This window comes from Legionella gratiana (assembly GCF_001467695.1).
Taxonomy (GTDB): domain Bacteria; phylum Pseudomonadota; class Gammaproteobacteria; order Legionellales; family Legionellaceae; genus Legionella; species Legionella gratiana.
Map to the genome: position 1 here is coordinate 68,550 of NZ_LNYE01000001.1, position 25,618 is coordinate 94,167.

Sequence of the window (25,618 nt, forward strand, 5' to 3'; positions counted from 1 at the left end):
CCGATTAAGGGAACTCCTATTGAGGTGGGTAATGAATAATATCATGGATGCGCGATAGCTCATTGGTTGGATTTCGGTAGCCATGCGGTTGATTGGCATTAAAACGCAGTCCTTCTCCTTTGGAAAGTGATTTCCAGAACCTACCTAACAAAATTTCAATGGTTCCATCCACAACAATGACATGCTCAATGACTCCATGTTTATGAGGAGGTGAAAGATGTTCGCATCCGGGCAATAACTCAATAACAAACAATTCAAAATGTAGCTGTTCATCAAAAGGAAACAGAGGAAGTACTCGTATTTTTTCATCATCTGGATGCAAAGTTTCAGCATGCCCTGTTCTATAAATAGGATTGGTTGAATCATCCAGACTGTCTTCAATAAACGATGAAAAGGAGGTTTGAAAGCCGCTCGCAATTTTCCATAGGGTAGAAATCGTTGGGCTTGACTCTTCGCGTTCAATTTGCCCAAGCATCGCTTTAGAAACGCCCGTTTCAAGCGCTGTTTTATCTAAGCTCCAACCTCGATCTTGTCTTAATGATTTTAGTATTTTTGCAATGCGGTTTGAAATTTCTTGCATTATGTCCCTTATTAAAAAAAGCTTGTGCGTTTTAGCGCACAAGTATATACTGGTTTATTATGCGTTATAACGCACGAATTGTGAAGTAGATTGTGGAGGATTGTATGGTTGAACACCCTTTTAAAAACAAACTGGTTGCAGTGCTTAACAAACGTATCGAGCCTGGCAAAGTAATGAATGCACTTGCTCATATGTGTATTGGTTTAGGCGCTGTGATTGGTACAGAAGAACTGCGTTTAACCGATTATCGAGATGCAGACGGAGGCTCTCACCCGTATATTTCAGAAATCCCTTTTATAATTCTTTGTGAGAATTCCAACAAAATTAGAACATTACGCCAGAATGCTTTAGCAAAAAATGTTCTCTTTAATGATTTTACCGATACGATGACTGTTGGGTCCTATCAAGAGCAAATTGAAAGAACGGCACAGGTTAAAGAGAACGATCTGATTTATTATGGCATTGTCTTGTTTGGGGATTGGGACGTAGTGACAGAGCTCACTAGAAAGTGTTCTTTGTGGCGATGATGGGATGGTGATAAGCGATGAATAAAGAGAAAAAGTTAAGTAAACGCGCGCAAATCATACAAGATTTTTTATCTCAAAAAGGGATATCGTGTGAGGTCAAAGAACTTGATTCGAGCACTCGCACGGCAAAAGATGCTGCTGATACTTTAAGATGTGGTGTTGCTCAAATTGTGAAGTCATTACTATTTTGCACAGAAAAAACCAACAAGCCAGTATTAGTATTAGCAAGTGGTGTTAATCGTGTGAATGAGAGCTTGATTGTTAGTCTCATCAATGAACCTATTGGGAAAGCTGATGCAGATTTTACACGAGAAATCACTGGTTTTGCGATTGGTGGAGTTCCTCCCGTTGGCCATAAAAACGTTATTGATACGGTTCTTATTGATGAAGATTTGTTATGCCATGAAGTTCTTTGGGCTGCAGCAGGAACGCCCAATGCAGTGTTTTCATTATCTCCTGAAACATTGAAACAGCTAACAAATGGGATGGTGGTAAAGATTAGAGAGTAAGTCATGCAAAAAATATTCTGGGATAATCCCTATCAACGCCAATTAATGACTAAAGTGGTGTCAGTCAATGAGAATCGACTACTTTTTGCAGAGACTATTGGTTTTTCGTTTTCCGGTGGTCAGGAAAGTGATACAGTCCGCGTGAACGGCCTGATAGTCACTCATTCTGAAATAGAAGATCACTTGATTTATTATACATTACCTGCGGAGCATGGACTTTCTAAAGGCGATGTTGTCCTTATGGAAATTGACTTTGTTCGTCGTTATAAATTGATGCGCCTTCATTTTGCTGCTGAATTAATCTTAGAGCTTGTCCAAAGAATGCTGCCCGTTGAAAAAATAGGTGCTCATATTGCTGAGCATAAGGCTAGAATTGATTTTAGCTATCAGCACAATATTTCGGATATCTTTGACTCTCTTTTGTTTGAATACAATCAAATTATTGCAAAAGATATGCTTATTCACACTGGATTTTCTGATGAGAAGAGTCAAATGCGTTATTGGGAAATCGAAGGATTTTCTAAGGTTTCTTGTGGTGGAACACATGTAAAATCAACCGCTGAAGTGGGTTATATTACGTTAAAAAGGTCGAATGTGGGTAAAGGTAAAGAACGAATTGAAATTTATCTGGTACAATAAATTCAGCTTAAACATAAAGTGTCTTAATCAAAAAAGTAGCTTAATACTACGGGAGTTATGAGTGAATGCAGAAGAAATTACAGTTTTAAATGATTTAAAAAACGATATAAATCAATTGCTGGGATTTCATGAAGAAACACCAAGGATTAATTATGGTCCTTGTGGCGCGTTTGCTAAATTATTTTTTGATGCTTGGAATGACCGCTTTCAGGATAAAGTGCATATTGTTTTTGTGATGATGAAATCCCATGAAGAGTGCTGGCACATTGCATTGCGCATGCCTTCAGGAGAACTTTATGATGGAGGAGTTGGCCTTCATTGTGAAGAAACTTATGGAGAAGATTACTTGTTTGAAGACATGATCGAATATGATCATGAACGTTTGGAAAAATGGTCTTATGGTCTTGAACGTGATTATCCACGTTTTTGTCCTGATTTTAATAAACAAGTGGTGAATTCATTGATTATTCATCATCTAGATCGATTGCGATCTCAAGAAAGTTGACTTAATGCGTTATTTACCTCAATAAGCAATTCAAAAATTAAGTAAAGAGCATTACTCAAAACCGCGTTTTGTTTTTTTGGACTGGCTCTGTTTCTCGATGGTGAATAACACAAGCCCAGATATTTGATGAGGATATCGCTATGAAACAAGAACACCAACTGATTTATGAGCTAGAGACTTCTCTTTTAAATCCGAAAACGAGAAAATCGATTACCCAACTGAAGCTACTGATTGCTGATAAATTTATCGAGTATGGGGCCTCTGGTTCAATTTACAATAAGAACGACCTACTTGATTCTCTTCCAGAAGAAGAGTCACGAAGTTATATGGTTAATGACTTTTCAGTATTAGAGGTGTCGCCCGAAGTCATGTTGGCAACTTATAAGGTTACTGTTGCCTCAAAAAGTTCCTTACGTTCTTCGCTCTGGCAATACAAACACAACCGTTGGCAAATGGTGTTTCATCAAGGCACGCCTTGCCAAGAGGAATAATTCATTTTTACAGGTATTAAGATGATAACGATAGCCTATCTAAAACATCACTCCGATTGCATTCCAGAGCTTGCTAAGATTTGGCATGAAGTATTAGGAAAAATTTGGGTTCCTGATGTGCCCACTTCGCGTGTAGAAGAAAATTTACGAAATCATTTAAACATCGAGCAGTTACCGCTCACTGTTGTTGCTTTTGATGAAGATAAACCTGTTGGGATGTGCTCTTTACGCGTGAATGATGGGATCCGTCCTGAACTAACTCCCTGGCTAGGCTCGTTAGTGGTAGCGCCAGGCCATCAAAAACAAGGTATTGCAAGACAGCTTATTCTTCGAGTAAAAGAAGAAGCCCAAACATTAGGGTTTAAAAATCTTTATCTTTTTGCTTTTGATCCTACCATTCCAGAATATTACAGTCGTCTTGGTTGGCGCACGATTGGCATGGATGAATTTAAAGGACATCCTGTCACCGTCATGGAGATAATATTGTGAAGATTAGACAATTGTTTGATGCGGATTGGAATATATGGAAAGAAATACGTTTAGAGGCTCTGGCCAACTCACCAGAAAGCTTTGGCTCTTCTTATGACGAGGAAGCGTTAATGTCCGATACTGATTTTCAAAATGGATTAAGTAAAGGATACGTATTAGGTGCCTTTGTTGATGATTTATTAGTGTCTTGTGCTGGATTCTATAAGCTTAATTCACTTAAAACCAAACACCGTGGTGTACTTTGGGGTATGTATACTCGTCTTGAATACAGAGGGAAAGGTATTGCAACAGCATTAATTCAGACCCTGATACAACATGCAAAAACCTGCGTTACTCAATTGCACTTAACCTGTGTTACGAGCAATTTTGTGGCCCGCGCTTTTTATCAAAAGCAAGGGTTTCGAATTTATGGTACTGAACCTAAAGCACTTAAAATTAATGATACCTTCTATGATGAATATTTAATGGTATTGGATTTTAAAGAGGAACCCATGAAAAAACTAGATACCTATCAGAGCCTGTGTACTGAAGTATATGATTTAAGTAAACCCAATGTGCCACAAGATGCGTACTCTTTTTACCGAAGCTATGCTGTAGAGGCTAAAGGCACCATTTTAGAGCCTATGTGTGGTACGGGTCGATTTTTATTGCCTTTGGCTGAAGAAGGATTTGATGTTCAGGGCTTTGATGCAAGTCAACCGATGCTTGAGCGACTGCATGCAAAAGCAAGGAGCAAAAATCTTAATCCAAAAGTCTGGTATGGTTTTATTGAAGATTTAAATCAATCTGAGAAGTACTCTTTGATTTTTATACCCAGTGGTTCATTTTGTCTCATTACTGAAAAGGCGGATATCCAAAAAGCCTTAAAAATCATTTATGAGCACCTAGAAGATAAAGGACTTTTTGTATTTGAAGTAGAAACACGCTATGCAGTTCCTAATGAATTAGGTATATGGAGAGGCTCAAGATGGCCCAAAGAAGATGGAACTCTCATCGTATTAAGTCAATTAGCCATGCTCAATGAAGAGGTTTGTTACTCTATCGGCAAATACGAGTTGATTGAAAACAACCGTGTGATTCAAACAGAGGTAGAGGAATATAAAATTCGCATTTATCAAAACTCTTCTTTCTTGCACAATTTGCTTACTGAGGTTGGTTTTAGCAATGTACGGATGGTTAAAGGATTTGACCGAAACGCGCCACCTGATGAAAAAGACGAAAGTATTGTTTTTGAATGCAGAAAATAATTGAGGTAATAAATGAAGATTCTATGTCCAGCACCACTGCAAAAAGGAGATATCGTAGGGCTTATTTCACCGTCGAGCCCTATTATGGAACAGGATATAGAAGCGGGAGTTCATTTATTAAAGTTGAATGGATTTAAGGTAAAGTATGCAAAGCATATGTTTGCATCAGAACGATTTTTAGCGGGAAAAGACAGTGAACGTGCCAATGATGTGATGGATTTCTTTAAAGATTCTGAAGTGAAAGCAATTATTGCAACCCGAGGCGGACAAGGTTCACAACGTATTTTACCTTTTTTAGACTATGAATTAATTAAGAGAAACCCAAAACAATTATTCGGGTTTAGTGATACCACCGCGTTGCAATTAGGCCTATTTAAAAACAGTGGCTTAGTAAGTTATACAGGATTTACTTTGACTATTCATTTGAGTACCCAGGTTAAAAAAACATTACTTTCTTCTTTATTAGGCCAAGAATACATAATTTCCAAAGGAATAAAGGTTCATGCAGGTGTTAGTCGAGGCCCTTTACTTGGTGGAAATTTAACTCTGATGACTAATTTAATGGGCACACCTTATCTGCCTAGTTTTAAAGAAAGTATTTTGTTGGTAGAAGACGTTGGTGTCGAGCCCTATAATATTGATGGCATGCTCTCCCAACTAGATTTAGCAGGAATTTTTGATGAAGTTTCTGGCGTTATTTTTGGTACATTTGAACACTGTAAAAGTAAGAACTCGCATCAGCATGATGGTACGGTAGAAGATGTAATCAATGAATGGGCTTCAAAATTAAAAGTACCTTGCATTAAAGAGTTTCCCTATGGGCACGGTAAGCAAAATTGCATTCTTCCAATTGGCAAAGTGGTTACTTTAGATGCAGATAATGCTTGCGTTACAATTCAAATTTAAAAAAAGAAATAACCACTACTGATGAGAACATTGTTTTAATAGAGGCATAAATGAATACACAAGAAATACCCAAAGAGTATCAACATATCTCTCCAGCAGGTGCTGAAGTTCGATTGCTGATGAATAATCATTTAGGTGGAATGGCTCACTGTACTTTGAAAGCAGGAACAATTTCCAAAGCAGTTCGTCATAAAACTGTATCTGAATTTTGGCATGTCCTTTCTGGTGACGGTGCAATTTGGCGTAAATTGAACGATGAAGAGAGTATTACGCCTTTAACACCTGGAGTCAGCATCGATATTCCCTTGGGAACACATTTTCAATATCGAAGTGATGCAGCAGATTTAGTGTTTATTTGCGTTACTATGCCACCTTGGTCAGGCAGTGATGAGGCAAGTTATGTGGAGCATGGTGCCTGGTCTCCTACAGTGGGATAAATTAAATGACTTTAAAGTTATCGTTTTTAGAAAATCCAAACCCTGATGATGTTCAAATATTAACAAATGGGATTAAGGCGTATGCCAAACAACAAAGAGGCTTCGAATCTTTAGATTTCTTTGCATGCTTTATTCGTGATGCAGACAATAGCATTGTGGGTGGTTGTAGTGGCGGAACACTCTATGGAGGTCTTCATGTCGATAATCTTTGGGTGAGTGAATCCATCAGACATCAAGGATGGGGAACAAAACTCATGCAAAAGGCATTGAAGTATGGTAGTGAGAAAGGCTGCGCTTTTGCAACAGTTAACACTATGGATTGGGAGGCAATAGAATTTTATAAAAAATTAGGGTTCAAACTTGAATTTGAGCGGCATGGATTTCAAAAAAATTCTATTTTTTATTTTTTGCGTAAAGAATTTCAAGAAACAACAGACATCGGGCTCTTAAATGGTGATTCAGTCTCCGGCTTAAGTCAAAGCCTAAAATCGCATGTATTAGAATCTGTAGTGAGAGAAGAGGCTGTCTCAATAAACAATGCACTCCATTTTAAATGGGGACAAGGTTGCGATGGATGGTGGTTAAAAAATGAGGGGCAGTTTAGTGTTATTTATGAAACGATGCCTGCTGGAAGTTGTGAGATAAAGCATTATCATCAGAAAACAGAACAATTTTTTTATTGTTTACAAGGACAATTGGTTATTGAGTTTGAAAATTATGAACAGGTGTTGCAGGAACAGGAAGGAATAACTATTAAAGCATGGGCAGCTCATAAAGTGAAAAACAGTTCCGGAAATTTGGTTTCTTTTTTGGTGATTTCATCTCCTAATCTATCCGGGGATAGAGTGAATCTGGAGTCCTAAAATGTCTGTTGAATTGATTATCCGCAAAGCAGTAATTGATGATGCTCAACATCTTCACCCTTTAATGGAGCAATTGGGCTATCCGCAATCGCCTGATGAGTTGCAAAGAAGACTTGAGCTATTTACTAATGAACTGCATTACGGTGTTCTTCTTGCGGAAATTGCTGGAAAAGTTGTTGGTTGGATTGCTTGGTCTAAGAGCTATCTTTTTGTTTCAGAAACAACAAGATTTCATATTGAAGGCCTTGTGGTCGACCAAGGATATCGTAATCAAGGAATAGGTAAAAAGCTTATGATTACTGTTGAGGAATTTGCCAGGCAGTTTAGTCCCTGTATCATTGATTTGACATCGGGACTTAGGCGAGCCAAAGAGGGCTCTCATGATTTTTACAAATCGCTTGGTTATCAGAATGAAGGTCATATGGCAAAACTGTATTTAAGGAAAGTGCTGTGAACATCAAAGAATTACAATCTGCTTTAAAAATTGAGACAGCAACATTAGATGATTATCCTATCATCCAAAATATGGCACGATTTTATGTATATGAACTCTCTCGTGACTGCGGTTTTATTTCAGAGGATTGGGCTTTGCCTCCCGATGGCCTTTATGAAAGCTTCGATTTTAAAAAATACTTTGAAGAGCCGACAAGAAAAGCCTTTCTGATTAAAGTAGGTAATGAATTAGCAGGTTTTGCCCTATTAAATCAAGAAGGAATTTACCCAGATACTATGTGGAATATGGGCGAGTTTTTCATTACTGCAAAGTTTCAAGGCAAAGGTTTAGGTTTTTTGGTTTCCTCTGAACTTTGGAACATGCATCCAGGCTTATGGGAAATTTCTGTGATTCCGGAAAATAAGCCAGCGCTTAACTTTTGGCGCAAAACTATTGCAAAAATTACAATGGGTAATTTCCAGGAAGAAATTAAAACAGTCAATTATGATCCACATCAGCCTCAGCGAGTTATTTTTCGTTTTGATAGTAATGTACAGAATGTAGGGGAACCTTTAGAAAGCAAGAAAGAATATCAAATCCAATTTGTTGATGAGCTTGATGAGACAACAGAAAACCGAATGACAAAGGGATTTGTTGCCTATGAGGCTCAGCATGGTATCGACGTCAATTATCGATGTTTTTCAGTGACTATTTCTTCTGCCCAAGGAGAAGTTTTTGGGGTGATTAATGCCTATACAGCATTTTCTGAAATTTATGTGGATGATATTTGGGTAGATAGCGCTTATCGTGGTAAAGGGTATGGTAAGCAGTTATTGCTTGCTCTAGAACATCATTTCAAAGGTCAGGGCTTTAATAATATCAATTTAGTGACTAGTGCATTTCAAGCGCCAGAATTTTATAAGAAATGCGGTTTTACAGCAGAATTTACGAGAATCAATAAAAAAAATCCCAAGTTAAGCAAAACATTTTTTGTTAAATTTTTTAATGAAGAGTTAGAAACACAAGGCATTCTTAAGGCGGTTCATAGTGAATAGAAGTCAGCTAGAAACAATCTGTAAAAAATTAAAGATAAACCAACCTTGTGACTTGCCTCAAAGAGTCTATGGCGGTCTTTTACATAAAATGTGGTATCTGGAGTGCAATGGCTCGCAGTTTGCTGTAAAACAACTCAATAGCAGGATCCAATTGACTGAAGAAGTTAAATCCCAATATGAATTGACAGAAGAGATAGCCTTCCTATTTTCCAAGCATACGATACCTGCAATCCATGCTCTAAAAATAGAAAATAATTATTTAATCCTTTCGGAAGATGAAGCTTTTCTTGTTTATCCTTGGATAGCAGCAAAAGCATTAAATAAAGACGCTATATCTGAGGTGCATGCACTTAAAATAGCTGCCTTTTTGGCAAAAATTCATTGTATTAATCTTAATGTCCCTGAACTAAGCACTCAAGAATTTGATATTCATACCAATGAAAAAATTAGTGTGTTAATAGACCAGTCAGCAAGCCAAAATTTGGTGTTTAAAGAGCAATTAAAAAGTAATCAACGAATTATAATTGAGCTTAATGAGCTCTATCAAAAAGTAATACCTATTTTACAAAGTAGTAGTGTAGTAACCCATGGCGATCTGGATCAAAAAAATGTTTTATGGGATAAAAATGATACTCCATTTCTCATCGATTGGGAGTCTGCGCGAAAACTTAATCCTACCTATGAAATAGTCAATTGTGCTCTTGATTGGAGTGGAATTACTACCCCATTTTTTCATAAATCTTTATTTATAAAAATGCTAAAAATATATGCATCATCTGGATTAACTATAAATCAGGATCATTTAGAGGCCGCCTTTTATGGTGTTCTTGGTAATTGGATCAATTGGCTGGTGTATAATATAGAGCGTTCTTTTAGCTCTGATAGCGAGCAGCAGAATATTGGTGTTGAACAGGTTCTTCAGGTTTTGCCTACTATTATTCAAGTCAAGGCGAGTATTACAGAATTAACTCAATTAGTAACACGTGAATTAAGAATAAACTGTTAACTTTATTCAACTTTGATTACCATATCGCACGAAATTAACTTAAGTTTCAAGGAATGCTTCATGATGAATACTAAAGCGCTATTTCCTCGTTTTGTTCCCATTCAATCGGATTTTACCCGCAATAGTGATATTGAACAGGTTGCAAAAATTATTAATGAATCTGATATACCGCTTCATCTTTTAGTTCATAATGCAGGAATGAAAAGCCCTCCACGTCCGTTAACTGAATATGATTGTGACAGTATTGACGCAGTGTTCCAGGTTAATTTATTAGCTCCCATGAAACTAACAGCACTTCTCGCGGTAGGGATGCCTGAGAAGTCTCGGATTTTATTTGTTACATCAAGGGCAGCCACTTTGAAACTTAAAGAAAGTTCAACATACTGTGCCAGTAAAGCAGGTTTGGATGAAGTAACGGCTATTGTGAGAAAAGAGTTAGCCGAGAAAAATATCGGTGTGTTTTGTGTTATTCCAGGGGAAGTGGATACAAGAATTCAAAAAATTTTAAGAGAAACAACTTCATTTCATTTGCATAAAATGTTTGATGAGGCTTATCAGTCCGGTCACTTAATAAGTCCAGAAACTTGCGGGGAATTCCTTAAATGGATTCTTTGCGGCTTATCTTTTGATGAATTTAAGCAAAGCAATATGCCAGTTTCTATCTATGAAGAATGGCATCATCCATTCTGGCTTAGAGATAAGAGTCAGCTACCTCCCTTTCCTTTCTAATTCATTTATGAATTTTTACGATCAGTTCCAATAAAAGATCAACTTCGGAAAATAGATGCTTCGTTTGTTCTGTTCTTTTTCAAGGTATATTTCTTTTATGGGGGATATGCCTTTACTCTTTCTTCAATTGTTTTCTCAAATAGATCCGATCATGTCCTTCTAGGTATTTGTTAATTGTTCCTAAATGCTGATAGCCTTGTTTTAAATAAAACCCTTCTGCCTGAAAAGAAAAAGTATCTAATGTTGATGCTGGAATCCCTCGTTTAATTGCTTCGACTTCAACGTTGCGTAATATCTCAGCACCAATACCAAGACCACGGTATTCTTCATTAACCCAGAGGACATCAACGTATATTGAGCTTTTATGAGCATATACAATAGCACCGCCAATAATAGTACCTTCGTTATCTTTCACATAGATTGAGTAACGCTCTGGTTTGGTTCCCGTAAAAGGAGCATTAAAATTTACTATCCCATCACGAATAATTTTATCTTGCTGTTCTAGTAGCTTGGGGTCTATAACAAGCTCTAGTTGGTAATTTGCGGCTTGATTCATGAGTTATATCTTCTAAAATTAGTTTGAATACAATAAATCATCGATAACTTCCATAGTAATTTCGGGTAGTTTTTGCGTTTGATCAATACTCTCTTGAATGGTTATAAGCGCTTTTTTAATGTCATCAGGTAACATCTCAGATGGTGCATTGTCGCCTGGCCAAGAAGCATCTCGAGTCGCTTTATCTGGCCAACGAGAATAGGCAAGCCACATACCATCGTTAGTTTTATGCAGGCAAGAACCTAACGCTCCGCGATATTGCACAAAATAGGAAGCGACCTGATGCCAGGCCTTTTGATACTCCATCTCAAGCCCAGGCTTAATAAAGGCTCGGTAAATAACAGCAAAACATTTTTTTGAAAGTCGTTTAAATTGTTCTAGTGCTTCTTCAGGTGTTAAATCTTGGTTCCCTAAAACCTCTTCTGCTTTGAATATGTTTATCCTTTTGGGAATTGAAAACTGGGAAGTAAAGTACATCTGATCAAGGCCTATTCCAAAAGCACAATGCTTATAACCGAGAACACGAAAGTAATTAATTGGTTGCTGGTTCTTATTAGCTAAGACGTAGTTTCTGAATTTGGGATTATAAAACCCATAAGTCATGTAATAATGAATACCTTGGCTTTCAAGATAGTGAACGATGTGAACCAAATTTTGGTGCAGTTTTTCAGGTGAATAAAGTTCAGTATACATCCCAGCTTTTTCAAACGTTGAGTGCTCATTCTCTGGATAAGGAGGATTCAGCGCCACAAAATCACCAGGTGTCGCGATCGAAATCACGTCCATAAAATCACCACTTCTGAATGAAACTTGATTTACATTAAGAAGGTTAGATACTCGGTCAATCTCACACAAGAACATTTCCAACGACAAATTTGCATGTTCAAGAAATCGATTGGCGTTTTTTCCTTCAAATAATTCACCTTCGCGATAGATAATATTCAGTTCTTTATCATAAAAAAGAATTCCTCCCCATGAATGATTGATGATAAAGGGGAGCAATAATGGTTTTTCCTCATCAGTTGTCTGGTTGTAATTCTCAATCACTTTAAGGAAAAAATCTTTCTTCGATAGGGAAACATCATATTTTTCTATTAACGCAGCATAAGAGGTTTTAACAAGCGTAGGATTGTCTCTAATTAATTGAAGTATATTAATCAGAACTTTATTGCTGTCATTGACAATATATTCTTCTGCAAGGCCAACCTCCATTGCAGCCAAGCTCCAAGAAGCAGAACCTGAAAAAGGCTCAATAGCTTTCTTGTATTTTTGGCCTTTATTATTCGCCAATAATACAGAGAAATGTTCATTCAACCAGCTGGTATCAGGGGACATATGTCCTGTTAAATCTGGAAGAGTGAGGTACCTATTTCCGAGGTAGTGGAGTGGTCCCCCATGATTTTGATTTAATTGAATAGTATTTGGGCTCATAATAACCACTATGCAGTAAATATAACTATGAAGCGGCACATCTTAACATGAAACAAACAATTTTTTTATTCTCTTGAATAAAATGACTATTGACCCTCACGTTGCGTGATAGCTTAGAATCATCAATTAAGGAGATGATGCTTATGAAATATTATCAAATTAAAGAAATCAGCCAAATGACCTCTCTTTCAATTCGGTCATTGCAATACTATGATGAAGTAGGTTTGTTAAAACCAACAAAGCGCTCTGATTCTGGCTATCGTTTGTATTCTGAAACTGATTTACTTATTTTACAACAAATTATCACCTTAAAATTCCTTGGATTCTCTTTATCTACTATTAAAGAAATCCTTGCGAATCCAAACTTTAATCTGGCCGCATCAATGAGCCTTCAAGCCCGCGAATTGAGTGAAAAGGCTAATAAAATAAATGAAGCAGCCTCTTTGTTAACGTATATTGCCAGTCAACTGGAAATAAACCAGCCAATCAATTGGCAAAGTAGTGCAAAAATTATTGAAATATTGGAGTTAAATACTATGAGCGATGCTGTATTAAAAAAATATCAATCCGTTAATGAATCAGAGTTAGGTAAAAAATCAGACTATGATTCCACCTATAATCCCAATCGACTCTATCCTATTCCCAGAGCAGGTAAGCGACAAGAAATTGGCATTGATCCTGCCCCCATCCTCCTTTTGTGGGTTTTGACTGCTGGAATCATTATGAAGTCTCTTGGCTCAACGAAAAAGGTAAACCGATGGTTGGGATTGGTGAAATTTTTTATGATTGTAACTCGCCCAAACTCATCGAATCCAAGTCATTAAAACTTTATTTTAATTCATTCAATAATACCAAAATAAAAAGTATTAGTGAGTTAGAAAATACAATAAAAAATGATTTAGAAGCACGTATAGAAGCTCCAGTTTCAGTTAAAATTTATCTTTTGGAACAAGCAAAACACTACGCTGTATCACAAATACCGAAAGGTGAGTGCATTGACCATCTCGATGTTGAATGCTCTGTCTATTTGGTTGAGCCATCATTTCTTAGTGTTCAAAACGAGTTAGTGGAAGAAAGATTGTATTCTAACCTATTAAAATCAAATTGCTTGGTGACTAATCAACCCGATTGGGGAAGCATACAAATTGCGTATAAAGGAAAAAAGATTAATCAAGAAGGCTTATTAAAATACCTTGTTTCCTTTAGAAATCATAACGAGTTTCATGAACAATGTATTGAACGGATTTTTGTGGATATTATGAACTGTTGCAAACCGGAAATATTATCAATCTATGGACGTTATACTCGGCGAGGAGGATTGGATATTAACCCCTATCGCTCCACAGAAAATAGTCCTTTTGGTAGAGAAAATATCCGGTTGGTCCGTCAATAATAGCGCTTTATTGTTCTATCCAAGCTCTTAATTTTCCAGCAAATCGGCCTTGTCGACACAGTGTTATTGATGCGATGGGGTCGATGCTTTTAATTAGGCGATACTCGCCCAACACCGCATGTATAGCCCAACATTGTTCAATAATTGCAATGATCTCAAGCAAATGCGCAGAGGACTCTATCGAGAGCCAGTTTTTAAAACAATCCTCCTGTAATTTCTTATATTGACTGCTTGGTAGTTTTAAATGTTCTGTTGCACGATACAAACAATTAACGAATGAGAAAAAAGGATGAGTAATAACAACTTCCCCTAAATCAATCAGCGTGGTTTGATGAGTATTGAGATTCACTAAGATATTTTTATCATGAAAATCGGCATGGCCAAAAGTATCAGGCACTTTGAAACTGGCTAATTGGTCACAAAGAATTTGTAATTTACTCTCTAAATTTTTTAATTGTTTTAATTCTTTTTGAGTTAATCCATCGCCAATTAATAACTCTTCTTCATTCATTAATTGGTTATAAAGTCTTGGCAATTGTTGCAGGCGCCAATCAGGGACGCCTAAATCAAGAAGGAGGTTTATTTTATCTGCTGAGTCTATCTGCAGCTTTGTGTAATGATGAATGGCATCAATTAAAAGGTTAGGTCTAAATTCCTGTTTAAAGACATCATGTAAAGGAATGCCAGCATCTTGCATTAAAAAACAGTTTAGTTCCTGATTATGAGCCAAGATTTGCGGAACAGGAGCATTGAATTGTTGCTGCAATAGCTGAATGACGTTGGTTTCTAATGACAATGCAGAAGGAACCTTCTTCAAATAAACCAATCCAAAGTTCGTTTGAAAGCGACACACTTCTGACCAAGCTGTATCGAGAATTATTTCGGGCTTGGTGGGTTCAATTTGAAATCCTAAATTGTTTAAGGCACTAAGTGCCCATTCTATGTGAGGATTCTTCATGATAGTTTCCTATGATCCTCGATCACTTCATGAATTGTGCGCAATGCTCTTTTTGCTTCAAAATTCATCTCTGTTTGTTGATTCACAAGGTACATCATTGATTTCCATAAAGCCCAGGCACGTCCTCGTTCCCAAGTCTTTGAGTCAAGTTCTAGTGTTTCTAAAAAAATGCTCCGACTTTTTCCTTCAAATAGTGTCCAGGCAATAGCAAGATCGCAAGCAGGATCGCCGATTGCGAGTTGGCCAAAATCGATAACCGCACTTAATTTTCCTTGAGAAAGCAATAAATTGCCAACACTCACATCACCATGGACCCATACTGGTGGATTTTGCCATGAGGTGGAGAGTGCTTTTTCCCAAACTTGTGTTGCAGAATGAAAATCTATATTGTCCTTCAAATTTTCGATGGCTTTGTGTGTCTCTGAATCATAAACTGCTAAATCACCACCACGATAAAAACTCTGGGGCCCAGCAAGAGGACCGCCTATTGAATTGATGCTCTGGAGCGCTTTAAGAAATAGAGCTAAATCATGTGCAAATTCAGGTAAATCATTAATGGGAGTAACCGCTGCTGTTTCTCCAGGAAGCCAATGATTAATGGACCACTTCCAAGGATACAGGGTACTGGGTTTTCCCATCGCAAGCGGTGCGGGTATCGGAAGAGGAAGATGTGGGGCCAATTGGGGTAACCATGCTTGCTCTTTTTCCACTTGTCCTGCGTATTCGGCGCTGCTTGGCATACGAATGAGCATTTCTGTACCTAGGTGAAAGGTTCTATTGTCCCAACCGCTATTGTTTACAGCTTGAATAGGCAGATGACTCCACTGTGGAAATTGCTGAGCAATGAGCTCGCGCACTAAGCTTTCAGTAATATTCATGGGTTGTGTATTTGTCATTGGTACACCATAAAATCGATATTCTACTTCATCAAGCAACTTGCCTGATTCACTTGTTTTGATGTATTCATCTTGAATGATGCCACCCATTTTTTCGGCAAGTTTGCGACTTGGGATATTATGTCTTACAACTGGATATTTTAGATAATCATAAACAAGATTAGTTTCAGCCCATGTTTTTAATAAATTAATTGTTTCAAAACCATAGTGAAATCCATGAGCACTTTTCTTTAACCAAATACCTAATTCGGGTGTTTTCGTATTCGCTTGGTGCAGGCAGGCATATCCTAAAAAAGCTTGGTTTTCTTCGTTTAAAATGACTAATGCGATTTCAGTGCCTTCCTGCATTTTGATTTGTTGTTCAGAAATATGCTGGTTAATTTCTTCTTGAGTTTTCGGAGCACTTGGCCACATATGTTCTGTAATTTCAGCGGTAAATTCTTTGCACAACTCTTCGGCATAGTTTAGTGAAATAGGGATTAACTGAAGTCGTTCGGATTTCAGGGCGAGATGCAGATAGTTGGGCATAGAATATTTACTCATAGAAATTGTTAGCAATGTTTTGCTTGTTATCTTATCAATCAGTGTACTCTCAAGTGAATGCTTGGAAGAAAAAAATACTGCTATTTTTCCCAAAATTAATTTTTCTGTTAGATTAGAATAATAATCCTATACTCAATACTCACGTAGTTCTACGTATTGATGCATCTTATGGTCTATTTGTATAATTATTACATCATTTAGTTTTAGGAGATAGTAAGAATGAATCAACCTCAACGAATTTTTATTGTTGGTCATCATGGTGCGGGTAAAGGATTATTAGCAAAGTCTGTGTCTCAATCATTAGGGTGGCGATTTGTCGATGCGGATTTGGGGTTAGAGTTCCATGTTGGACGACATGTGTGGGAAATACTTGGAGGCCCTGGGAGTGATGCTTTTTATGAATGTCAGTTTGATATATTAACTTCCCTTTGCACCCAAGAGCATATCATTGTGACAACGGATTCCAGCGTTGTTTTGTCATTAAAAAATCGTCAGTTATTGCACGATGAAATGACTGTATTTTTGGATGTGAGTACTCCGGTCCAAATCGATCGTACTGCACGCAATACTACAAGTTTATTGCCTATACCAAGTTTGAGCGATTTTTTTGAGCAACTACATGATGAGCGAGATAATTTATATAAAGAGGTTGCTACACTCACTATGCATGGTGATGATGGGAAATTAGAGGAGCATACACGTTGTATTGTGACGGCTGTGGTGGGGAATGAAGAAATGTTACCCCAAAAAAACCTAACATCAATTTTGGAGAAAAAAGATTTTACTTTATACCATAAGGAATTTCACACGAAAGTTGAGCTAACTGAACAACAAGCCATATACCTGAAGTTGTTGGCACAAGGAAAAACAGCTAAAGAAATTGCGCGTGAAACTCATGTTTCTTACAGAACAGTTGAAGGAATGATTGCTAAATTGATGGAGTCCTTAGGATGTTCTTCCAGTAAAGAACTAATTGCTTTATTTCATGAACAACCATGATTCTAAATGCATTCGATTGGCTTAGCTAATAAATAACTTTTTCGCGTTATTGGCATCAATCGTTCAATGGCGTAGCGCAGCATGGTTCTTGGCATTCGATAAGCATGGCTATCTAAAAATTCGATGAGGATAGCTTGGTTACGTTTTCCTACTTCTCGTAACATCCAGCCTACGGCCTTATGAATTAAATCATGATCGTCGCATAGCAGTTTTTCTGCAAGTTTAAGAGTGCAATCAAAATGATTATTTCGAATAAAATACCAAGTGGCGACAATGGCGATACGTTTTTCCCAAAGGTTAGTGCTTTCTGCAAGGGTGAAGAGGAGTGTTTTGTCCTTATCTAATAAATGCGCCCCAACAATCCAATGGGCTGAAGCGTCAACCAAATTCCAGTTATTAATCTGATTGATATGAGTTAAATAAAATTGAAAAATCGTTTGCTTGAGGTCTATATCTCCTTTTTGATAATGAGTTACTAACATTAATAGCGCTAATAAGCGTTCTTCATTAATAGATGAATACAACAACTCTTGTAACAAAGAAAAGGGTAATACGGTTTGATAACGTTTGGCGACTTTTCTTAATTCAGGGACGCTTACACCTATAAATTGGTCATGCTCTGCATAATCTCCCGGCCCCGTTTTATAATAGATTGTTTTTGGCTGCGAATAAGGCTTTTTAAGTAACTCGAGCTCGCTTCTAAGTGTTTTGAGTGACTCCATCATTTCGGTTTTATTTAGAGTTGTTGTCATAGTTAATATCTTATGTTAGTTATTTTATGCCTATGTATACTGCACTTTCATGAGGCGTTTTATAGAGCTCAAAATCAGTGAGGTAGATTCTTTCGTATTTTGGCTTTTCATTAAAATAGCTCCAAATAGTTTGCCAGGCATTAATGATTGCTGAGGGATTAGGCCCAATTGCTTTAAAAACCAGATAGTTGCCCGCGTTTATAGTGACTCTATCCAAGTGCGTAGCTTTGGATTCATTCACAATTCCTATCCCAGCAGTAACTGTATAGTACCCTGATGAGTCGGACTCATAATGGTGATACACGCCATAAACGGGGCTATCTTGTTGTGTTTTGATTTTTGAATCAAGAAATTGCTCCCAAAGATGAGGTATTCGTGCAGTTTTGGGATTAAAATCCTCTTCATTTTTTGTTCTTACACTCATTCCAGTTACTTTAAATTCTTGAATCTGGGTCAATTGGGGTATAATAACAGTCATATAAGGCTCCAAAGTAGAAGTTTTTAATTAATATAAGCCTGCATGGCATTGGCAATGATGCGTTTATCCGCTTCACTGATTTTTAATAGGCCAAAACGAAATGGGTATCCCCAATTCTTGGTATTTTTTGTCAATTCGAGCGATTCAATAAGCGTGTGTATCGAAACATCAATCTTTTTATTGGCCCAAAGTACATTTCGTCGAAATGGATGAAAACCATTACCCATATCCACTTGATAGGGCTCACCTGGTAGAACGATTCTAATTGCCGTAAATGCTTGCAGTTTTTCAATGCCTTTAAAGTGCAGCGTCGGCGAGTAATAAATGATGCAATCGTCCGCTTTTATTCTCTTTAGAGGTGCAAGTTTACCGTAGCAAACTTGCATAAACCCTCCTTCCACTCCAATTTGCACGTGGGACGCGCAGGCGACAGCCAGCCAGTTTTGGTTCATGATCCGTTCTTTGAAAAAAAGCGAATTCGATGACCATCTGGGTCGCAGGTTACAAACGTATAACCAAAATCCATCGGTGTTGGTTCTTGTATCATTTTAAAATTCTTAGTTTGATAATTTCTAAAAAGTTCATCAACGGCTTGCTCATCGGGAACCAAAATAGCGAGTTCGCTACCGCCACCTAATGCAGTTGGTGCAGGTAACGCAGAATTTTGAGACCATAATCCCAATCGCAAACCGGATTTTAATAAAAACATGGCGTAATCAGGCTCAGTGTGGATAGGCTGAGCATTGAGCAATTCTGAGTAAAAATGAGTACTGTTTTCTATATTGCTCACATAAAATAGAACTAAATTGGGGTCGAATGTCATGATTTTTCCTGTTTTTTATTTCGCTAAATTCATTGGAGAATATAAAACATACGGATGACAGTTTTTGTCAGCATCATTCAATAGGATTGGGGAATGTTATGTAGGGTGCGCCACTTCTTTAAAAGGGATTGTCGGCGTTCGGAATATTTTTGTTCTTTAATGGATAATTGAATAATTCTATCGGTTCTGAAGTGACGGAAGTCCTGCCTTAGTTCACACCAACCCACCATGAGATGCACTTCATCAAAAAAGCCGAGCGCGATAGGCCAGAGTATTCGTGTCGAATGATTGTTTTGGAGATCTTGATATTCTAATTCGATTTTTCGTTCTAAACGTATCGCTTTGCGAATGAGAATAAGATCACTATCTTTACTTTCGGCACATTTTCCTGGGGGAACTAAGAGTCCTGAAGTTTCTAGTTGGTGTTTTAATTCAGTAGGAAGGACTGCTGAAATTTTTGCAAGCACATTTTGAGCTGCGATTTTAAGTTGAGTATCCGCTCGTTGTGCAACCCAACTTGACCCTAGCACCATTGCCTCAATTTCATCATCTGAAAACATCAAAGGAGGCAACATAAAACCAGATTTAAGCACATAACCAACACCGGGCTCACCTTCAATGGGCGCGCCTAAGGATTGTAAGGTTATTATATCTCGGTACAGAGTGCGTAGGCTTACGCCTAATTCTTCTGAAAGTTTTTTGCCACTCACGGGTAATCGGTGACGTCGTAATAATTGAATTAAATCAAACAAACGTTCAGTTCGGGACAAGATACTGCTGCCAAATTATGCCAGTAGTATATCATGAATACTTATAGAACTAATAAGCTGCTTATTATGATTATTTCTAATAGTAACTTAATTTTTGGGACTAATGGATGCCTTCAAGAAGTGCTTTAAAACCACCTGCTATCGGACTAGGTTGATTGGGATAATAGGCCTTGTAGGCCTGGCGATCCACACTGAGCATAAACTGGTTAGATGCGAGTATATTCCAAAATAGCCGGATCTGTTTGGCAACAATGAATGCATTTAACAGTTGTTTTTCTGTCGCTAATCCTAGCCAATTTTCGAAGCAAGCATCTTGAAATTTCAGGTAGGTTGAATCACCTTCTGTTACTCCATGGTGAGTAATCGATTGTTCTAAACAGGTCTGTAACGAAAAAAATGGATGAAGGATAGCGGTCTCGCCCCAATCAACAAAAGTCATTCTTTTAGTAATTGGGGTCGTGTGGAATAACCACCAAAAGTGTTAATTCTGAGTTCTTCTCTTACTAATTTCAGGAAAGCCTCTGCTCCTCCTTGAGCTCGCAATGACTATAATTAATTCATATATTCAATGGGTGTGAAACTATCAGTATTATATTGGCTATCTTCATTGCTGTCATTTTGTGGCAATGGGAAAAAACCGAGACCAGAACACGAATGATTCAGGTTTGTACCTTCTGAATAAGAAAATTCATCATCTTCTTCACTATCAGACGTATTTTCATGATACAAATTTAGTTCTTTCATAAAGATTGCAGGATTTGCCAAACTAAAATCTTGATCAAGATTTTTTTCAAGTGCTAATAATTGCCATCCCTCATGCCTCTTTTTTAATAATTTTATTAGAGACTCTATGTCATATTCACTAGCTTCTATTTTAGAAAAATTATTCTTCATTGAAAGAATTTCCTCTTCATCTTCAACTAGAGCAAGACATTTATCTAACATTTTTTGTTGGTGTGTGTATAAATCCGATGTTATCGTAGTACGAATGATATCTTCAAAAAATGAAAAGGGAGTGTTTGCAATTAACTTTATCATGGCTATTTTTTCATTTTGAAAACTTTCAGAGCTGACATAGCTTTGAGGTAAAGAACTTTGATCCACACCATGATAATGCTGTTCAACTATATAGGGGATTTTTTGTAACGATGATAATGTAAGCGTAGTTCGTAACATTTCATAGTCCAAAGACTCGGCCATATCTATCCTAAATGCTCTTTTTTCATCTCCTATATCCTGCAAGCCAAAATTACCAGAATGCATATCAGTTTCACAAAGGAAATAGCAAATTATAAACATTGCCGCTAAACCTTTAATATTTTGAAATTGATTTTGCTCTTTGAGATCTGGACAACCTTCTCTAAAATTTTTTATCCTCCTACTCGCAATATAAAATTCATTGTTTTCTTTAATAATTTCCAATTCAGGGCCATAATCCATAAGACCTTTAAATATTTTAGAGCAAGCTAATTCAATTTGAGCAGCATATTCACTTCGTCTGAATAAAAGAAAATAATCATCATCGAAAGAAGGGCTTTGATCTGGCTGGAGATGTGGAGTACAAGTATAACCATAATTTAAACCTTCTTTGGGACTACCAAATAATAGTTTAATGTTATGAAAAGATGAGAAATCTCTATAAGGCATAGTAAGCTCAATTACAAAAAAAGATTAAATTATACACGAAATGGTTTTTAATTTGCACTCAAAATAACTCAATAGAATTGGTTTCAATTTTTATGTTTTTTCGCCAATACAAACATTTCGGTGCCGCAGGTATAAATATAGAGTGGTCTTGGAAATATCCAGTTGCTCAGCAATTTTTTTTACAGGAATAGTCCCATTTTTATAAAGTGCTTCTGCAATAGCTGCTTTTTCCATAGCTTCTTTTGACATCCCTTTGGGTCTACCACCTTTACGTCCACGAGCTCGCGCTGAATTTAATCCGGCTTGGGTCCTTTCACGAATTAATTCGCGCTCAAATTCAGCTAACGTAGCGAAAATACCAAAAACCATCCGTCCCTGCGCAGTTGAGGTATCAATTGGATCGTTCAAACTGATTAGGCCAACTTTTTTCTCAATCAATTTATTGGTTAAGTGGATAAGATGAGCCAGATTTCTGCCGAGCCTATCTAGCTTCCAAACAAGCAAGACGTCATCTTCGCGAATATTTCGCATAATTTCTTCAAGCATAGGCCTTGCCGTTTTTGCACCACTAGCAATTTCTTCATAAATTACATTACAACCGGCTTTTTTAAGTGCATCAACTTGCATAGACAAAGATTGATCTTTTGTTGAAACACGCGCATATCCAATTTTCATATACAATAGTCCACTTTACTACCCGAAAAATTATATTTTGAACTAAGATTTACTGAACCGCTTTATCTTACTAAAAATCAGCGTACAATGCGATTTTTTTTGACTGGCAAATCAGTCCATCCAAACCTCCGTTTTTTTGAACCCAAATATGTCCCTGAAAAATCGGTTGCAATTACTTACCGACGCAGAAATCGAAGATCTTTATGCTCGCCCAGAGTTTAATGCTGGCGAACGTGAGTTGTATTTTTCATTGAGTAACGAAGAGCTCACTGCGTTGAGTCAATATTCAACAACAAAAACACGGGCTGCCTTTATTCTGCAACTTGCTTATTTTAAGGCCAAACATCAATTTTTTACATTTACCTTTGACGATGTTCGAGCGGATGTGGATTATGTCCTTGAAAGGTATTACAAAATCAAAAATGCTGTTTTACCAAGCAACATTACCAGGCAAAGTCTCAATCAGCAAAAAAACGTCATTCTAAACTTTTTTGGTTATCAAGATTGGTCATCAAGGCAAGCTGATTTAGTTGAGGCTCATCTCTGTGAATTGTTACGATATTACCCAAAAGGCCACGATACATTTCGGCAATTACTCGTTTACTTTGATAATCAAAAAATACTGTTACCGACTTATCGCAGCTTGCAAGATCTCTTTACGTCAGCATTTTCCAAAGAAAATGAACGGATTAGCAAACTAATGCTAGCAATACCTCAGGCGCAACAAGACCAATTATCAAATTTGATTAATCGAGCAGATGGAATCACTAAACTCAACGTCATTCGTGCCGATCAGAAAAGTTTTAAATATATCCCCATCAAAGAAGAAGCAGCCAAAGCAGCAGAAATCGCGGAATTATATGAATTTGCAAAGGGATTTATACCCTCTCTTCAATTATCCAAAAATGCCATTCGATATTATGCTGATTTGGCAGAACAGTATGCTGCTTCCAGATTGCGACGACTTAATAAACCGCTGCAATGGTTGCAAGCATTGTGTTTTGTTTACCACCGTTATCAACAAATCATGGATAATTTGATAACAAGTTTTATGTTTCATACCAGAGCTATACTGGCTGATGCTACAAAACATGTCGATAAAGCACTAGCAGAATATAATGCAAGCCTGGTTGTTGATCTACCCAAATTAGCTCGTTTTATGAAATGGTTTCCCAATCGCAAGTATGGCCTTAGCCATGAAGAATTAAATCATGAAGCCTATAAAATTTTACCGGAAAAGCAGTTTCCCATCATTGCAGAGTATTTAGTAGGTAGTACTTTTGATAAAAAAGCTGCCAGGCGAGATTTTTATTTGGAATCATCCCGTCTCTTTGCCCTTTATCTGCGCCCTGTATTACTCAACACTTCGTTCGCTTATTATAAAGAAGACAGCGACATCATGGACTTTATCACATTATTGAAAAACCATTACAGCCGTAAAAAAGGCCCTGCGTCCTTTAAATTACCCAAAGAGATTGAGGATTCTATTTCAAAAACCGCGCTGCCTTATTTGAAAAAGAATGTAGAGGATGAACATGTAGATCCCCATTTGTTTGAGTTTTTTGTGTATCAAAAGATGTATCGGCGTTTGGATAAAGGGTTACTCTGCTGCAATGACAGTGTGTCCTACTGTGATATTGATCATGATTTGGTTAGCGAAAACCTGGTGGATGACGCCGAAAAAATTGCTAATGAGTTTGGATATCTGAAAATTCCAATCTATTGTGACCAGCGATTAGATGATGCAGTAAATGAGCTAAACAGTGCATGGAATAAGACTACTGGTCGTATTCATCGTGGTGAGAATTTAGCATTCAACATTAAAGAAACCAAATCGGGAGAACAAGAATGGAGTTTGAGTTATGACAGTGTTGAAAAACTTGACGACAGTTTTTTCAAGGCACTGCCTCAAGTTGAAATTCCAGATATTATGATGCATATGGGAGATCGTACCGATATGTGGTCTGTATTTACCCACATGAAAACACGATATAATGTAAAAATAAAACCTGCTAAAACTGCTGTTAATGCATGTATCTTATCGAATGCTTTTGGTATTAGCACTGAAAAAATGGCTGAAATGTCCGATCTGAAGTTTAGTCTTTTACGTTCAACTCAAGAAGATTATATTCGTATTGATACGATGTGTCCTGCAAATGATAAGGCAAGCAACCTTGTACATTCTCTACCTATTTTTAAGGTATGGGATTTAATCGATAATAAAATATTGGGGGATGCTGATGGACAAAAACTGGCAACTAGCGAAAGCACCATTCAATCAAGGTATTCAAAAAAATACCTTGGGAAGGCACCCGGCATTTCTGTTTATACATTAATAGCGAATTTTGTTGCGGTTAATGCTAAAAATATTGGGTTAAATGAGTATGAAGGGCATTCACTTTATGATCTAATCAATGGAAATAAAACAGACATCAATATTGATATGGTAACTGGCGATAATCATTCTCTGAATCAGCTCAATTTTGTGATCTTGGATTCCATAGACGTTGATTATGTACCAAGCATCAAAGATATAAAAGAAGCGGCTCGTGATTTGTATTCTGTTAAACCGGTTAGTGATTACCCTGGGATTATTCGTCCAAGGGGTGTTATTAACATACCCTTGATCAAATCTCAGAAGCGAGGCATCTTACGGGTTCTTCTATCATTACTGTTACAGGAAAATACCCAAAGTACCCTTGTTAAAAAGATAAATTCATCTGCGCGTTACTCCAGTCTAAAGAAAGCGCTATTTGAGTATAACAAGCTCTTAAAAAGCATCCATGTCCTTAATTTAATTGACAACATGGCGCTAAGAAAAGCTATACGAACGGCAAGAAACCGAACAGAGGCCTATCATCAATTACAGGGACTCATTAGAAAAATATACCGTGGTGTTTTCAAAGGGAAGAAAATAGTCGCTAATCGCATCAGTGCTCATGCTGTACGGCTTGTTGCAAATTGTATCATTGCGTACAACAGCGTTATTTTGAACATGGTATATGAACAGATGCTTGCAGATGGTGTGAGTCAAGATATTATTGATCAATTTGCAAGAATATCTCCCATTGCGTGGGCACACATCGCCTTTACTGGTAAGTACAGTTTTAAAAAGAGTAATGGTGAAATTGACATAAAAGCTATGGTAAGTGCGCTTGAAAAGCATTTAAAGGAATATTTTTGGAAAGAGGATTAATTCAGAATTAACACTTTTGGTGGTTATTCCAGTGCGCTAGGCAAAGCTGCACATAACTTGCGGGTGAAAGTCCTGTCGCAGAAGA

29 protein-coding genes and 3 pseudogenes are annotated in these 25,618 nt (G+C 37.3%); 19 read left to right on the forward strand and 13 right to left on the reverse strand.

Annotation, left to right across the window (positions count from 1 at the left end; translation table 11 throughout):
* Window positions 1-16: 16 nt before the first annotated feature.
* The gene (locus tag Lgra_RS00370) at window positions 17-580 is read right to left on the reverse strand and encodes a helix-turn-helix domain-containing protein (protein WP_014845029.1); all 564 of its coding nucleotides are present in this window, start codon (window positions 578-580) and stop codon (window positions 17-19) included.
* A gap of 104 nt (window positions 581-684) precedes the next feature.
* On the opposite strand from Lgra_RS00370, the gene Lgra_RS00375 reads away from it, so the two are divergent.
* From Lgra_RS00375 to Lgra_RS00440, 15 genes and pseudogenes are all read left to right on the forward strand, one after another.
* Entirely contained in the window at window positions 685-1,107 is a 423-nt protein-coding gene (locus tag Lgra_RS00375) for a DUF2000 domain-containing protein (RefSeq protein WP_014845030.1), read from the forward strand.
* A gap of 17 nt (window positions 1,108-1,124) precedes the next feature.
* Entirely contained in the window at window positions 1,125-1,616 is a 492-nt protein-coding gene (locus Lgra_RS00380) for a YbaK/EbsC family protein (protein ID WP_014845031.1), read from the forward strand.
* Between the two features lie 3 nt (window positions 1,617-1,619).
* Window positions 1,620-2,255, forward strand: coding sequence for an alanyl-tRNA editing protein (locus tag Lgra_RS00385; RefSeq protein WP_014845032.1), 636 nt, complete (start codon window positions 1,620-1,622; stop codon window positions 2,253-2,255).
* Window positions 2,256-2,316: 61 nt separating this feature from the next.
* Window positions 2,317-2,760 carry a hypothetical protein gene (locus Lgra_RS00390; protein WP_014845033.1) on the forward strand — a complete coding sequence of 148 codons (444 nt, stop codon included), beginning with the start codon at window positions 2,317-2,319 and terminating at the stop codon, window positions 2,758-2,760.
* Window positions 2,761-2,900: 140 nt separating this feature from the next.
* Window positions 2,901-3,251: a nuclear transport factor 2 family protein gene (locus Lgra_RS00395; RefSeq protein WP_014845034.1), complete on the forward strand. Its 351-nt coding sequence runs from the start codon at window positions 2,901-2,903 to the stop codon at window positions 3,249-3,251.
* Between the two features lie 21 nt (window positions 3,252-3,272).
* Window positions 3,273-3,740: a GNAT family N-acetyltransferase gene (locus Lgra_RS00400; protein WP_014845035.1), complete on the forward strand. Its 468-nt coding sequence runs from the start codon at window positions 3,273-3,275 to the stop codon at window positions 3,738-3,740.
* Window positions 3,737-4,189, forward strand: a pseudogene (locus Lgra_RS18135) (N-acetyltransferase family protein); the annotation flags it as partial. The gene Lgra_RS00400 and the pseudogene Lgra_RS18135, both read left to right, overlap by 4 nt.
* A 42-nt stretch (window positions 4,190-4,231) precedes the next feature.
* Complete coding sequence (locus Lgra_RS18140) at window positions 4,232-4,987, forward strand: class I SAM-dependent DNA methyltransferase (RefSeq protein ID WP_029489094.1); 756 nt, start codon at window positions 4,232-4,234, stop codon at window positions 4,985-4,987.
* Window positions 4,988-4,999: 12 nt separating this feature from the next.
* The gene (locus Lgra_RS00410; RefSeq protein WP_014845037.1) at window positions 5,000-5,893 is read left to right on the forward strand and encodes a S66 peptidase family protein; all 894 of its coding nucleotides are present in this window, start codon (window positions 5,000-5,002) and stop codon (window positions 5,891-5,893) included.
* Between the two features lie 50 nt (window positions 5,894-5,943).
* A complete protein-coding gene (locus Lgra_RS00415) occupies window positions 5,944-6,330 on the forward strand; it encodes a cupin domain-containing protein (protein ID WP_014845038.1) in 387 nt (128 codons plus the stop codon).
* 5 nt (window positions 6,331-6,335) lie between these two features.
* Complete coding sequence (locus Lgra_RS00420) at window positions 6,336-7,193, forward strand: GNAT family N-acetyltransferase (RefSeq protein WP_014845039.1); 858 nt, start codon at window positions 6,336-6,338, stop codon at window positions 7,191-7,193.
* Between the two features lies 1 nt (window position 7,194).
* Window positions 7,195-7,647 carry a GNAT family N-acetyltransferase gene (locus Lgra_RS00425; RefSeq protein WP_014845040.1) on the forward strand — a complete coding sequence of 151 codons (453 nt, stop codon included), beginning with the start codon at window positions 7,195-7,197 and terminating at the stop codon, window positions 7,645-7,647.
* On the forward strand, window positions 7,644-8,681 hold the full coding sequence (locus Lgra_RS00430) for a GNAT family N-acetyltransferase (protein WP_014845041.1): 1,038 nt from the start codon (window positions 7,644-7,646) through the stop codon (window positions 8,679-8,681). Before Lgra_RS00425 ends, Lgra_RS00430 begins: the two co-directional genes overlap by 4 nt.
* A complete protein-coding gene (locus tag Lgra_RS00435; protein WP_014845042.1) occupies window positions 8,674-9,687 on the forward strand; it encodes an aminoglycoside phosphotransferase family protein in 1,014 nt (337 codons plus the stop codon). The genes Lgra_RS00430 and Lgra_RS00435 overlap by 8 nt, the downstream gene beginning before the upstream one ends.
* 60 nt (window positions 9,688-9,747) lie before the next feature.
* Window positions 9,748-10,416 (forward strand): SDR family oxidoreductase, encoded by a 669-nt coding sequence (locus Lgra_RS00440; protein ID WP_014845043.1) that lies wholly within the window; start codon window positions 9,748-9,750, stop codon window positions 10,414-10,416.
* Window positions 10,417-10,528: 112 nt separating this feature from the next.
* Here Lgra_RS00440 and Lgra_RS00445 read toward each other — a convergent pair whose 3' ends face one another.
* Together Lgra_RS00445 and Lgra_RS17290 are read right to left on the reverse strand one after the other, a co-directional pair.
* Window positions 10,529-10,972: a GNAT family N-acetyltransferase gene (locus Lgra_RS00445; RefSeq protein ID WP_014845044.1), complete on the reverse strand. Its 444-nt coding sequence runs from the start codon at window positions 10,970-10,972 to the stop codon at window positions 10,529-10,531.
* Between the two features lie 18 nt (window positions 10,973-10,990).
* Window positions 10,991-12,403, reverse strand: a complete 1,413-nt coding sequence (locus Lgra_RS17290; RefSeq protein ID WP_019350465.1) for a DNA adenine methylase — start codon at window positions 12,401-12,403, stop codon at window positions 10,991-10,993.
* Window positions 12,404-12,579: 176 nt separating this feature from the next.
* Between Lgra_RS17290 and Lgra_RS18145 the strand changes: the two are divergent.
* A pseudogene (locus tag Lgra_RS18145) lies at window positions 12,580-12,699 on the forward strand (MerR family DNA-binding transcriptional regulator); the annotation flags it as partial.
* 240 nt (window positions 12,700-12,939) lie between these two features.
* Window positions 12,940-13,796 (forward strand): annotated as a pseudogene (gene queF, locus Lgra_RS00455) (NADPH-dependent 7-cyano-7-deazaguanine reductase QueF).
* Between the two features lie 7 nt (window positions 13,797-13,803).
* Here queF and Lgra_RS00460 read toward each other — a convergent pair.
* Window positions 13,804-14,754, reverse strand: a complete 951-nt coding sequence (locus Lgra_RS00460; protein WP_014845048.1) for an aminoglycoside phosphotransferase family protein — start codon at window positions 14,752-14,754, stop codon at window positions 13,804-13,806.
* Entirely contained in the window at window positions 14,751-16,178 is a 1,428-nt protein-coding gene (locus Lgra_RS00465; RefSeq protein WP_019350464.1) for a GNAT family N-acetyltransferase, read from the reverse strand. Before Lgra_RS00465 ends, Lgra_RS00460 begins: the two co-directional genes overlap by 4 nt.
* 234 nt (window positions 16,179-16,412) lie before the next feature.
* Between Lgra_RS00465 and Lgra_RS00470 the strand changes: the two genes are divergently transcribed.
* On the forward strand, window positions 16,413-17,192 hold the full coding sequence (locus tag Lgra_RS00470) for a shikimate kinase (protein WP_014845050.1): 780 nt from the start codon (window positions 16,413-16,415) through the stop codon (window positions 17,190-17,192).
* Between the two features lie 2 nt (window positions 17,193-17,194).
* Here Lgra_RS00470 and Lgra_RS00475 read toward each other — a convergent pair whose 3' ends face one another.
* The 8 genes from Lgra_RS00475 to Lgra_RS00510 all read right to left on the reverse strand — a co-directional run bounded on the left by Lgra_RS00475 (window position 17,195) and on the right by Lgra_RS00510 (window position 22,337).
* Window positions 17,195-17,944 carry a DNA alkylation repair protein gene (locus Lgra_RS00475; RefSeq protein WP_014845051.1) on the reverse strand — a complete coding sequence of 250 codons (750 nt, stop codon included), beginning with the start codon at window positions 17,942-17,944 and terminating at the stop codon, window positions 17,195-17,197.
* A 19-nt stretch (window positions 17,945-17,963) separates the two neighbouring features.
* Window positions 17,964-18,422 carry a GyrI-like domain-containing protein gene (locus tag Lgra_RS00480; protein ID WP_014845052.1) on the reverse strand — a complete coding sequence of 153 codons (459 nt, stop codon included), beginning with the start codon at window positions 18,420-18,422 and terminating at the stop codon, window positions 17,964-17,966.
* Between the two features lie 23 nt (window positions 18,423-18,445).
* Entirely contained in the window at window positions 18,446-18,874 is a 429-nt protein-coding gene (locus Lgra_RS00485; RefSeq protein WP_014845053.1) for an EVE domain-containing protein, read from the reverse strand.
* Window positions 18,871-19,245, reverse strand: a complete 375-nt coding sequence (locus Lgra_RS00490) for a VOC family protein (protein WP_014845054.1) — start codon at window positions 19,243-19,245, stop codon at window positions 18,871-18,873. The genes Lgra_RS00485 and Lgra_RS00490 overlap by 4 nt, the downstream gene beginning before the upstream one ends.
* Before the next feature lie 77 nt (window positions 19,246-19,322).
* Window positions 19,323-20,015 carry a helix-turn-helix transcriptional regulator gene (locus tag Lgra_RS00495; RefSeq protein WP_014845055.1) on the reverse strand — a complete coding sequence of 231 codons (693 nt, stop codon included), beginning with the start codon at window positions 20,013-20,015 and terminating at the stop codon, window positions 19,323-19,325.
* Window positions 20,016-20,115: 100 nt separating this feature from the next.
* Window positions 20,116-20,454, reverse strand: coding sequence for a hypothetical protein (locus Lgra_RS00500; RefSeq protein ID WP_238584314.1), 339 nt, complete (start codon window positions 20,452-20,454; stop codon window positions 20,116-20,118).
* A gap of 113 nt (window positions 20,455-20,567) precedes the next feature.
* Window positions 20,568-21,662, reverse strand: a complete 1,095-nt coding sequence (locus Lgra_RS00505; protein WP_058497412.1) for a hypothetical protein — start codon at window positions 21,660-21,662, stop codon at window positions 20,568-20,570.
* A gap of 90 nt (window positions 21,663-21,752) precedes the next feature.
* Window positions 21,753-22,337, reverse strand: a complete 585-nt coding sequence (locus Lgra_RS00510; RefSeq protein ID WP_058497413.1) for a recombinase family protein — start codon at window positions 22,335-22,337, stop codon at window positions 21,753-21,755.
* Window positions 22,338-22,485: 148 nt separating this feature from the next.
* Here Lgra_RS00510 and Lgra_RS00515 point away from each other — a divergent pair, with 148 nt between their 5' ends.
* The gene (locus Lgra_RS00515; RefSeq protein ID WP_058497414.1) at window positions 22,486-25,533 is read left to right on the forward strand and encodes a Tn3 family transposase; all 3,048 of its coding nucleotides are present in this window, start codon (window positions 22,486-22,488) and stop codon (window positions 25,531-25,533) included.
* The last annotated feature ends 85 nt before the right edge of the window (window positions 25,534-25,618 follow it).